5 protein-coding genes and 1 tRNA gene are annotated in these 12,280 nt (G+C 68.2%); 2 read left to right on the top strand and 4 right to left on the bottom strand.

The window, feature by feature from the left end; genetic code table 11:
• Positions 1–239 precede the first annotated feature (239 nt).
• Together LJ737_RS13245 and LJ737_RS13240 are read left to right on the top strand one after the other, a co-directional pair.
• Positions 240–7,283 (top strand): Ig-like domain-containing protein, encoded by a 7,044-nt coding sequence (locus LJ737_RS13245; protein WP_227766435.1) that lies wholly within the window; start codon positions 240–242, stop codon positions 7,281–7,283.
• A 398-nt stretch (positions 7,284–7,681) separates the two neighbouring features.
• Positions 7,682–8,530, top strand: coding sequence for an oxidoreductase (locus LJ737_RS13240; protein WP_227766433.1), 849 nt, complete (start codon positions 7,682–7,684; stop codon positions 8,528–8,530).
• Between the two features lie 79 nt (positions 8,531–8,609).
• Here the strand turns inward: LJ737_RS13240 and LJ737_RS13235 are convergent, their stop codons facing one another.
• The 4 genes from LJ737_RS13235 to LJ737_RS13220 form a co-directional block, all read right to left on the bottom strand.
• On the bottom strand, positions 8,610–9,938 hold the full coding sequence (locus tag LJ737_RS13235) for a carboxylesterase family protein (RefSeq protein WP_227766431.1): 1,329 nt from the start codon (positions 9,936–9,938) through the stop codon (positions 8,610–8,612).
• Between the two features lie 168 nt (positions 9,939–10,106).
• Positions 10,107–10,991, bottom strand: a complete 885-nt coding sequence (locus LJ737_RS13230; RefSeq protein WP_227766429.1) for an SDR family oxidoreductase — start codon at positions 10,989–10,991, stop codon at positions 10,107–10,109.
• 97 nt (positions 10,992–11,088) lie between these two features.
• On the bottom strand, positions 11,089–12,006 hold the full coding sequence (locus LJ737_RS13225; RefSeq protein ID WP_227766427.1) for a helix-turn-helix domain-containing protein: 918 nt from the start codon (positions 12,004–12,006) through the stop codon (positions 11,089–11,091).
• Between the two features lie 182 nt (positions 12,007–12,188).
• Positions 12,189–12,270 (bottom strand) — tRNA-Leu (locus LJ737_RS13220).
• Positions 12,271–12,280 lie beyond the last annotated feature (10 nt).

The raw sequence follows: 12,280 nt of genomic DNA, 5'->3' as shown, positions 1-12,280 counted from the left end.
TAGGATATAATTGATAAGCGTGCTCCAATAATGGGAAGGATTCTACGTTTGGGAATATTCCTAAATAAGTTCAATTGGGTTAATTGACAAGGTTAAATTTAATATTGTTTTAACAGATTGATCGTGGTTGTCTGCAAAAGCAAATAGGACTTTTTGTATTTGTGTGAAGTAAATTTGGAGCTGGCTTTCTGCGCCTTAGTCGGCGGCAAGCCAAGCTTGAACCACTTCACTTATACCATATGCGAAGAACCTTACGCTTGGGGATGCTGCTGGGCGTCCTCGTTTCGTTGGGCCTTGCCAACCGGGCTGAAGCGCAATGCTCTGCCGCCGCCACCACGACACTGGCGTTCAGCAACGGCGACTACAGCGGCGATTGGCAAAGCCGCAGCGCCGTGGCCGTGCCCACGGGCGCCACGCTGACCACCATCAGCAGCCAAGGCTACTACTCCGCCGCCGCTGCCGCCGGTAACACGGCCGTGCTAGCCACGCAGGCCCTGAACAGCGCCACTACGCTGTATTGGCAGAACGTGTACGCCAACGCAACGGCCTTGGCGGACCGGTATTCCACCGTCACGTTTGCCTTTAACCGGCCGGTATCGGGGCTGACCATCCGCATTCAGGACATCGACAAAGGCGCAACCTTTACCGATGAGGTGACCTTTGCCGGCAGCAACAACGGCTCGGCCGTGCTGCCCACGCTGGCCAAAGTCAATAACAACGCCAACTCACCGGCACTCACCGCTGCCACGGCCACCGCCACGGGTACGGCTGACGTGAACAACACCTCCGACGGGACGGTGACGGCCACCTACGGCAGCGCCGTGACCAGCATCACCATCACCTACCGCAACACCTACAACGGCGTGCCCGGCAACCAGGCCGTGGGCATTGAGCAACTGACCTGGTGCCGCAAGGCCCCGGTGGCGGCCAACGTGACCAACGCGGCCAGCTTGTCCAGCGCGGCCGGCCAAACCGGCATCAGCGGGCTCAGCGCCGCGGCCGACGGCCCCATTGGGTACTACACCGTGACGCAGTTGCCGGCCGGCAACGAGGGCGTGCTCTACTACAACTCGCCGGTGCTTCTCAACCCGAACCGCTATATCGAAGTAACCGCCGCCACGCAGCTGACGGCGGCCCAAGCAGCCTCGCTGCGCTTCGACCCGGCACCTACCTTCTCGGGCGGCAACGTCACCTTTACCTACACGGCCACCGACGACGCGGGGCTGGCTTCGAACGCGGCCACCTTCACCATTCCGATTCAGGCCGTGGCCGGGCCGACGGGCTGCGGCAGCTCGTACCTCGACGGCACCGCGCGCAGCGGCCTGACGGCGGAGTACTACAACGGGTATTTCGCCGATGACATGGGTTACTTCGCCAGCCGCACACCCGCGCTGCGCCGCAACGACGCGCAGCTGGAGTTTGCCACCAACGCCAGCTGGGGCAACCTGGTAGCGGCCGGCGCCGGCACGGGCTCCAGCACCAACTCCGACTACTACAGCGCCCGCTTCCGCGGCAGCCTGTACGTGCCCGCCGACGGCAACTACACCTTCTACCTGAACTCCGACGACGCCTCCTACCTCTGGCTCGACGCGGCGGCGCTTGCTAGTACGCCCACGGTGGCCTCGGCTACCGTGAACAACGGCGGCGGCCACAGCCTGCAGGAGCGCAGCGGCACCGTGTACCTCACGGCCGGCCTGCACCACTTGCTGATTTTCTACGGCGAAGGTGCCACCGACAACGCCCTGACCTTCTCCTACGCCAGCTCGGCGGCGGGCATCTCCAAGACGGTCGTGCCCAACTCGGCCCTGTGCGCCGGCCCCGGCAACCTGCCCCCGGTGGCCGCCAACGTCACCGGTACCCTGCCCGTAACGGGCTACGCCCTGAGCGCGTCCCTGAGCGGCACCGACCCCGACGCGGGCGGCAGCGTAGTCAGCTTCCGCATTGCCACGCTGCCGGCCAACGGCACGCTGGCCCTGAACGGCGCGGCCGTGACCGTAGACCAGCTCATTCCGGCCGCCAGCGCGGGCAGCCTCTCGTTTACGCCCAACGCGGGCTACGTCGGCACGACCAGCTTCACCTACTACGCCCTCGACGACCAGGGCATGCGCTCGGTGGCGGCCGCTACCTACACCATCAACGTGGTGAACCGCCCGCCGGTGGCCGTAAACGACTCGCGCGACGTGCCGCTGAACACGGCCGTGAGCGGCAACGTGGTGCTCAATGACTCCGACCAGGAGCAGAACCTGTTCACCGTGACCCTGGGCTCGGCCCCGGCCCACGGCACGCTGGTGCTCAACGCCAACGGCACGTACACCTACACCCCGGCCACCGGCTACACCGGTCCCGACAGCTTCACCTATTCGGCCTGCGACAACGCCACGCCTTCGCTGTGTTCGGGCGCGGCCACGGTGAGCCTGCGCGTGTTCAGTACGAACACGGCCTGCACCTCGGCCACCGGCTCGAACCTGCTGCAGAACCCGGCCTTCACCAGCGGCAACGCCGGCTTCAGCACCAACTACCGCTACGTGACCTCGGGCTACGTGACGGGCGACGGCGCCTCGGGCCTATACCCCGAGGGCACCTACACGGTGGGCAGCAGCGCCCAGACCTTTCACCCGAGCTTCCGGGGCACCGGCCACACCGGCAACACCACCGACAACTTCCTGATGGTAAACGGGGCAGCTTCCATCCGCACCCTCTACTCGCAGACGGTAACCGTGGTGCCGGGCCGCTACTACTCGTTCTCGGCTTGGTTCAACAACCTGCTGCCCCCCGGCAGCAGCAGCGGCGTACCCGAACTGGGCTTCGTCATCAACGGCGAATCGGTGTCGGGCACCATCAGCCTGGGCGAGTCGCCCGACCAGTGGGTGCAGTTTTCCGACGTGTGGTACTCGGGCACGAGCACGACGGCCACGTTTGAAATTCGTAACGTGAGCACGGCCCTGGGCGGCAACGACCTGGCCGTGGACGACGTGTACTTCGGCACCTGCAACCTGGCGCCGACGGCCGTGGCCGATGCGGCCACGATGAACGGCGCCAGCACCACCCTTAACGTGCTGGCCAACGACGTGGACCCGGAAAATTCCTTTAACACGAGCTCCATCGACCTGAACCCCAACCAAGCCGGCCAGCAAACCGCCCTGAGCGTGACGGGCGGTACCTTCACGGTCGTGAGCGGTGCGGTGGTTTTCACCCCGACCTCGGGCTTCGTGGGCACGGCTACGGCCAGCTACACGGTGCTGGACGCGGCCGGCGCGGCCACCAACCAGGCCAACATTGCCGTGACCGTGCTGCCGACCACCGCCGACCTGGCCGTGAGCCTGACCGCCCCGACCAGCGGCGCGACGGTAACGGCCGGCCAGCCGGTGACCTTCACCCTGGTAACGACCAACACCGGCGCGGCTACGGCGGCGGGCGTGGCGCCCTCCCTGCAGTTGCCCGCCGGCCTCACCGGCCCGGGCACCGGCGGGGCGCTGACCTTCTCCAACGGCGGTAGCTACGATACCGCCACCGGCCTGGTGACTTTTCCGACGACAAGCCTCGCTGGCGGCAGCACGGTGACCAACAGCGTGAGCTTCCTGGTGCCCGGCAGCGGTCCGGTGACGGGCGCGGCCAGCGTCTCGGCCACCACGCCCGACCTGACCACCAGCAACAACACCGTCAGCGCCACGCTGAACGTGGCCGCCGGCTTTGATCTGACCACGGCCCTCAGCGGCCCCACCAACGCCGCCGCGGGCACGGCCCTGACCTACGCCGTGGTGACGCGCAACGCCGGCCCCTCGGCCGCCACGGGCGTGACGCAGACAGTGAGCCTGCCCGGCAACCTGACGGGCCTGTTCGTGTCGAACAACGGCAGCTACGCCTACAACGCCGGCACCAACACCACGGTGGTAACCTTCCCCGGCCTGAGCCTGCTGCCCACCGGGCAATCGGTAACCAACACCGTCACGGTGCCGGCCCCGGGCTCGGCCACCACCTTCGTGGCCACGGCCAGCGTGAGCACGTCGGCCGGCGGCGAAACGAACACCGGCAACAACTCGGCGACGGCCTCGACCACCGTGCAGCTAGCTTCGGGCACGGCGGCCAACCTGCTGGCGTCGGTCACGGCTACCAGCGGCGGCGCGGCCGTGGGCAACGTGGCCCCGGGCGCGGCCCTTACCCTGACCGTGGCTGCTTACAACGCGGGCCCGGGCACGTCGGCCGGCGTGGTGAGCACGCTGACGTTGCCGGCCGGGCTGAACCCCGCCAACCTGACCATTTCGGCCGGCGGCAGCTACAGCGCCACCACCGGCGTGGTGAGCTGGCCCGCCGCTAGCCTGACAGCCGGCGCCACCCAAACCACCACTGTGCAGCTGGCTGCCCCGGCCTACGGCCCGCTGCTGGCCGCCGCCGGCGTGAGCAGCACCACCGCCGACCCGGTGATGGGCGACAACACGGCTACCACGCTGGTGGCCATCAACCCCAACGCCGACGTGGCCACCAGCCTGGTGGGCCCGACAAGCGTGACGGCCGGGCAGCGCGTGACCTACACCCTGACGACCACCAACAACGGCGGCGGCATGGCTTACAACGTGCAGCAGGTGCTGCGCCTGCCCCCGGCCGTGACCGGCCTGAGCTACACGAGCAACCTGCCCGCCGGCACCACCGGCGCCGTGGACGTGCAGCCCAACCAGACCCTGCTGACCTACCCGGTTATTGCCGCCCTGGCCCCCGGCCAGTCGGTGACGAACACCGTGTCGTTTGACGCCCCGGCCAACTCGTTTTCGCCCTTGGCCTACCTGACCAGCGGCACCGCCGACAACGTGACCGGCAACAACACCAGCACCCTGAACGTGACCACCGCCCGCGCCTCCGACGTGGTGACGACCGTGGCCGGCCCGGCCGTGGTGGTGAGCGGCACCCCGGTGGTGTACAACGTGCGCACCGTGAACAACGGCCCGTCGCCCGCCGCCAGCGTGACGACGACCGTGCAGCTGCCCACCGACCTGGCGGGCGTGGTGGTGCGCGACGAAACCGGTGCCGTCGTCGGCGGGGCTTACAGCGCCTCGACCGGCGTGGTGACTTTCCCGACCCGCACCGAAGTAGCCGCGGGCTACGCCGGCGCCGTGACGCGCACCATTACCTTCGCCGCGCCCGACGTGGCGGCCATCAGCGCCACGGCCGTGGCCAGCGCCACCGCCGCCACCAACGACCTGAACCGGGCCAACAACACCAGCACGGCCACGACCAGCGTGCAGCGCCCCACCACCTCGGCGGTGGACCTGAGCGTGACGCTAACCAGCAACGCGGCCGCGCAAACGGCCGGCCAGCCGGTGACGTTGACCCTGACCACGACCAACAACGCGGCTTCGGAGGCTACCTCCGTGCAGCAGCAGGTGGCCTTGCCCGCCGGCCTGAGCGCCAGCAGCCTGAGCATTTCGGGCGGTGGCAGCTACGATGCGGCCACCGGCTTGGTGACCTTCCCGGCCACGGCCAGCCTGGCCGGCGGCGCCGCGCTGACGAGCACCATTACCCTGAACATGCCTGGCACCGGCCCGCTGACGGCCCTGGCCAGCGTGGGCTCGGCCAGCAGCGACGGCACCCCTGCCAACAACACGGCCCTGACCAGCGTGAGCGTTAACGCCGTGAGCAACGTGCGGCCGGTGGTGCGCAGCCAGGGCACGGCCCTGACCAACACCGTGTTGGCCGGGCAGCCCGTGACCTACCTGGTGCGCGCCCTGAACGACGGCCCCTCGCCGGCCCAGAACGTGGGCCTGACGGTGCAGATTCCGGCTGGCCTCGACCCGGCCACGGTGAGCATCTCGGGCGGCGGCAGCTACGCCGCCTCGGGCCTGGTGACCTTCCCGGCGGCCACGACGCTGCCGGCCAGCCAGGATGCTTCTCTGGCCTACGTCATCACCTTCCCGGCCCCGTCGACCACCTTCACGGTGGCGGCCGCCACGACCACCGCCACGGCGCAGTCGAACACGGCCGATGACACGCAGACGTTTACCTCCAACCTGCTCAACCAGGCGCCCGTGGCCAACGCCCTGCAAAACCAGCTGACCGCCCCCGACGGCAACACGGCCACCACGGCCCAGGCCCTAAGCCCGCTCAGCGGCCGCGACGCCGACGGCACCATCAGCTCCTTCGTCCTCACCGGCCTGCCCGACGCTGCCGCCCAAGGCACGCTTTACTACTCGGCCGACGGCCTGACCTACACCCCCGTCGCGCTCAGCAGCGGCCGCTTCACGCTGCCCGCCGCCACCGCCGGCAACCTGCGCTTCGACCCAGTGAGCAGCTTCGTGGGCAACGCCTTCTTCAGCTTCCTCGCCGTCGACAACGCCGGGGCGGAATCGGCCGCGGCGCTCTACGCCATTCCGGTGGGCTTCGACAACAACTCGGTGTTCACCGCAGCCCCGCTGAAAGGCGGCTCGCTGGCCACGGCCTACCAGAACGGGGACGTGATTACCAGCGCCTTCGACGCCAACGGCGGGGAGTACAGCTTCAGCGGCACGACCAGCCAAACCACCGTGGCGGACAGCGGCGTCCGCGCGGCCACGACCGACGCGGCCGGCACCACGCTGCTCAACACCTTGGGCCTGGCACTGAACCCGGGCACCGGCGCCATCACCGTGGCCGACCGCACCAAGCTCAACTGGCGCGCCGGTTCGTACTCGGTGACGATTACGACGGTTGATGAGTTTGGCGGCACCAACACCCAGGCGGTGCCCTTCACCATCGGCTTCGGCCCGCTGCCCGTCACGCTGGCCGACTTCAACGCCCAGGCCCAGCAGCAGGACGCCCTGCTGACCTGGACCACGGCCCAGGAGAAGGACAACGCCCGCTTCGAGGTGGAGCGTTCGGCCGACGGCATCGGCTTCGAGAAAGTGGGCGAAGTGGCCGGGCTGGTCAACAGCACCGTGGCCCACACCTACCGCTTCGTCGACGCGAAGGCGGCCCGCTTCGGCGCCACGCTCTACTACCGCCTGCGCCAGGTGGACCTCGACGGCACCGCCACGCTTAGCGAGGTGCGCGCCGTGAGCTTCGGCAAAACCGCCAGCGTGACGCTGAGCGCCTACCCGAACCCGACCACCGACCATCTGCGCGTGAGCCTGACGGGTGCCGCCGGCCAGGCCACCGCTATCCTTTACGGCGCTACCGGCCAGCAGCTGCGCACCGTCGGCTTCGACGCCGCCCAGCCCGCCACGCTGGAGATGAGCACGCTGCCCGCCGGCACCTACCTGCTGCGCGTGCGCACGGCCGCGGGTCAGACCTTCAGCCTGCGCGTGGTGAAGCAGTAGGCTTTGCTGCTCGGAATGAAAAGCCGCTACCGGAGCTCCGGTAGCGGCTTTTTGCTTTTGAAGTTGTCTCACTTCGTCCTCCTGAGCATATCGCGCATCACGCGAGAATCAAGGACTTTTCTCAAGGCTGCACGAAGTTCCAAGCGTGGCTACTAACGCTTTGGGTATGGACTCAAGACCATGCCCGGTCATTCGTGAGGTTCTGTTTCGGCGGCTGCACGTTAAAGGCAGCGGTGCGGAATTGAGCAAGGTCGTTCCCTTCGTTCAGCATGACTGGTGGCGGGGCCGTTGTGTAGCATCAAAACCGATCCGGCCAAAACCTTCGCCCCGCCCCACGAGTTGAACAAGCCCGCCGCGGCCGTTCGGCCCGGTACTCCGTCAACTCCCATTCAGAGCTAATGTCCGCAACCCCCAAACACTGGTTTATCACCGGCGTCAGCACCGGCTTCGGCGCCGCGCTAGCCGAGCTGATTCTGCAAAACGGCGACAAAGTGGCCGCCACCTTTCGCCAGCAAGCCCAGGCCGATGAATTCACCCAGAAAGCCGGCGCCAACGGCCGCGGCGTCGTTTGCGACGTGACCGACGAAGCCCAAGTGAAGCAGGCCGTGGCCGCAGCCATCGAGGCCCTGGGTCATATCGACGTGGTCGTCAACAACGCCGGCTACGGCTCCTTGGGCAGTATTGAGGAAATCGACGACGCGGAAGTGCAGCGCCAGTTCGAGGTCAACGTATTCGGGCCCCTGCGGGTGCTGCGGGCCGTGTTGCCCCACCTGCGCGAGCGGCGCAGCGGCCACGTGCTCAACATCACCAGCATCGGCGGCCTGAAGACCTTCCCCGGCGTGGGCGTGTACAACGCCAGCAAGTTTGCCCTCGAAGCCATCGGCGAGAGCCTGGCCCAGCAGGTCGGCCCGCTCGGCATTAAGGTCACCAACATCGAGCCCAGTGGCTTCCGCACCGACTGGGCCGGCCGCTCGGCCAACGTGGTGACGACCAGCATCCCCGACTACGAGGAAACCGTGGGCAAGAACCTGGCCGGTATACAGGGCTACAGCGGCCGCCAGCCCGGCGACCCGCAGCGCGCCGCCCAGATCATGTTCGACCTCGTGCGCCAAGACAATCCGCCGCTGCACCTGCCGCTGGGCAAAGCCGCGGTGAAGGGCGCCCGTGAGAAGTTTGCGGCCCTGGTGCAGGAGCTGGAAAGCGTGGCCAGCCTCGGCGACTCGGCGGATTTCCCGGAGGGGCAGTAGCCGCTGCCATTCGTTGTCAAAAGCCCTGCGGTCCGCGGACCGCAGGGCTTTTGGCGTTACTGGGCCCGCGGGGGCCGGCTCACATCCGGCGCACGCGCAGCACCCCCGGCACTTCCGCGGCGGCGGGCAGCGCGCCGTGGCGGGCAAAATCGGCCCACAGGCGACGCACCTCGCGGCCGGCCTCTTCCACTTCCTCCCAAGGTGCGTCGCCGAGCAGGGGCACGGCCGCCCAAGTGTCGCGCGTGCCGAAGAGCAGCGGCAAGTCGATGGTATGCGCGGCTCCAAAAACGCTGCCCCGGGGCCGGAACGTCACTTCAAACAGGTAGGCCCGCCCGCCGGCCCGGGCGTGGCGGCGGGCAAAGGCCGCGGCGGGGGCCACGTAGATGCGCCGCGAGGCGGCCGCCACCAAGCCGCGCGTGAGGGCCGGGCCCAGCAGCGGCACGCCGGCCAGCCAGCGGAACTTGGGGTCGATGACGGCGAAAAAGCGCAACTCTTCCGCGGTGGCCCCGATGAGCACATCTACGGTTGGCGCGGCGGCCCGCCAGGCCTGTTCGGCGGCGGCTTCGGCGGGCAGTGGAAAGGCCCCATACTGGGTGCCAAACGGCATACCGCTTTTCAGGCCCTGCCAGCGGGCCGCCCGCCAGGCCTGGGCTTCGCGCGCCAGCACTTCCTCGTGGCTGGCCGCGGGCGGAATGGCGCCGACGGCCCGCGCCATGGCCGCGGTCATGCGGCCGCGGTTGGGGGCCAGCCCCAGCGGAGCGCTGTGCAGAATCACGCGCCGAAACAGCCCTGCCGCGCCTTCGGCCACGATGAGGTGCGCGGCGGCGTCGCCCCCGGAGGAGTGGCCCAGCAGGGTCACGTTGGGCGCGTCGCCGCCGAAGCCGCCGACGTTGCGCTGCACCCAGCGCAGGGCCGAGAGCAGGTCGAGCAAGCCCAGGTTGGCTGGCACCTCGGGGCGGGCCAGAAAGCCGAAAAGCCCCAGCCGGTACGTCACGGCTACCACCACCACGCGCTGCTCCTCCACCAGCCGGGCCGGGTCGTAAAAAGGCAGGTCGCCCGCGCCGCTGACGTAGGAGCCGCCGTGAATCCAGACAATAACGGGCAGGCGCGCCGCGGGCTCGGCGTCGGCCGGGGCCGTGACCGTGAGGCGCAAGCAGTCCTCGTCGTAGGTCAGGTTGGTCAGCGCCGGCCCCAGGGCCTGGCTCAGCAGGGCGTCGACCACCTGCGGACAGGCCGGCCCGGGCACCGTGGCCAGCACCGGCTCCGGTGCCGGGGCTTCGTCTACCGGCGGCTGAAACCGCATGGCGCGGGCGTAGCGGATGCCGCTGGCCCGCACCACCGCGCCGTCGCGCCAGCCGATGAAGGTGCCCGCGGGCGTGTAAAACAGGGGAGAAGCAGAAGGCGTCATGCACAATAAACCCGGCGGCAGCCCGGCAGGCCCCTAAACGGGCGAAACCCGCCGCGCGTTAAGCCGCCGAGCCAAAAGGCGACTGGCGCCAACCAGTGGCGGGCTCCAGTCGCCTTCAACAGGTATGCCCGCCGAACATAGTGCGGCCGGCGCCTACGCCCGGCGCGGTTAGCTGCCGAAATAATGTCCCTGGTCGAGGTCGGCCAGCAGCCCGGGCTGGCTCGGGTGCCACCCGAGTTGCTGCTGGGTCAGCGCGCTGGAGGTGGGGGCGTCGAGGCCGACGAAGCCGGCCATCCAGCCAAAGTGTGCCGAGGCCTCTGCGGCCGGTACCGACGCCACCGGCAAGCCCAGGTGCCGGCCGATGACGGCCGCTATGTCGCGCATGGCAATGCCTTCCTCCGCCACGCCGTGGTAGCGCGCACCGGCCTCGCCCCGCTCCAGCACCAGCCGGTACAGCCGGGCCGCGTCGAGGCGGTGCACGCCGGGCCAGCGGTTGAGGCCCTCGTCCACGTAAGCTACCACGCCCTTTTCGCGGGCCGTGGCAATGAGCATGGGCACGAAGCCGTGGTCATCGGGGCCGTGCACCGACGGGGCCAGGCGCACCACCGAGGCGTGCACGTCCGGCAGCGCCAGCGCGGTTTCTTCCGAGCGGCGCGGAAAACCGCTGGCGGGGTCCGGCGCGTCGGCCTCGGTGGCGGCGCGGCCCTGGGCCAGGTGCGCCACCCCGGACGTGACGATGAGCGGCCGGGCCGAGCCGGCCAGTACTGCGCCCAAGGTCTCGATGGCGCGGCGGTCGGTTTGGCAGGCGGCCGCGAAGTTGGCAAAGTCGTGCACAAAGCCCGCGTGGATGACCCCGTCGGCCGCCGCCGCGCCGCGGCGCAGGCTGTCGAGGTCGTCGAGCGCGCCCGGCTGCACCTGGGCGCCCGCGGCGGTTAGGGCCTGCGCGGCGGGCTGCGAGCGGGCCAGCCCGAGCACCTGGTGCCCCGCGGCGAGTAATTCCTGAACGACGGCCGAGCCCACAAAGCCCGTGGCGCCCGTAACGAAAATGCGCATGATGGGGAGATGATTGGTCCGGGGCAAAGGTGCGGCCGCCCCGTCGCGGCGCGGTTGCGCCGGACAAACCATCTGCTGAATAATTCAAACCAACGCGCTAGCTGCGGAAGGCCCCGGGCGCCAGACCCGTCTGGCGCTTGAAGAAGTTGCAGAAGTGCGCCACGTCGGCGAAGCCCAGGCTGTCGGCTATTTCCGATACCGTCCAGGTAGTTTGCTTGAGCAGGATTTTGGCCTCTTGGGTGATTCGCTCGCCAATGAGCGTGCTGGTGGTGCGGCCGGTGGTGTCCTTGAGCACCCGGTTGAGGTGGTTCACGTGCACGGCCAGCGCGTCGGCGTAATCCTTGGCCGTGCGCAGGAGCAGGGGCTGCTGCGGATTGGCCAGCAGAAACTGCCGCTCCAGCAACTCGGCAAACAGGCCCGTGACCCGGGCCGCGGCGCTGGGCAGCGGGGCCGGCGTGGGGCTCGGCTGCAGCTTTTGCACCAGGTAAATCAGCTCCAGCAAATAGGCCCGCAGCAGCTCGTACTTGTAGGCGTACCCGGAGGCAATTTCCTGAGCCATCTTTTCGAAAATGGCTTCTAACGCGGCATAATCCGCGTCGCCAATGGGCAGCACCGGCGGCACCCCCGGCTGAAAGATGGGCAGCTCGTGCAGCGCCGCGCCGCCTTTGACGGGCAGCAGAAACTCGTCGGTGAAGATGCAGAAGTGCCCGGCCTGGGCCAAATCGTGCGGTACCCAGCGGTAGGGCACGCGGGGCGTGTTCCAAAACAGCGCCTGCTGCTCGATGTCCAGCGTCTGGTCGGCGTACTCTACCCGGCTGCGCCCGCGCAGCAGGCAGATTTTGTAGTACGCCCTTCGCTCAAACACCATTGGCGGCCGCTCCCGGTAGCCCGTCATCAAATCCGCCATGTCAACCACGTTGAAGTGCCCGACGGACCGCTGCACGTCCGGCGGCAGCGCCAGGCCCGCGGGCAGCGGAAACTTCGTGTACAACTCGGCGGGTGGGGCGTTTCTCATGATGGGCCTTTGTAAAAATCAAAGGTAGCAGGCAAAAGGCCGGTTGCTTGCTGCCTGGTTCGATTGGACATTGGCGCTTGTCAATCCAGTGGTAAGGTGGGGACGCGAGGCGGACAGCGCCAGTGTCCAATCGAACCAAAAAACAAAAGCCCCTCGGCAGCGTTGCCGAGGGGCTTTTGAAGTACCCAGAGCCGGGGTCGAACCGGCACACCTTGCGGTATTGGTGTTTGAGACCAACGCGTCTACCGATTCCGCCATCTGGGCATGATGAGCA

The organism is Hymenobacter sp. 15J16-1T3B (assembly GCF_020711235.1).
Lineage (GTDB): Bacteria > Bacteroidota > Bacteroidia > Cytophagales > Hymenobacteraceae > Solirubrum.
Note: the sequence above shows the minus strand (reverse complement) of the source record. Positions and strands in the feature narration are given on the sequence as shown.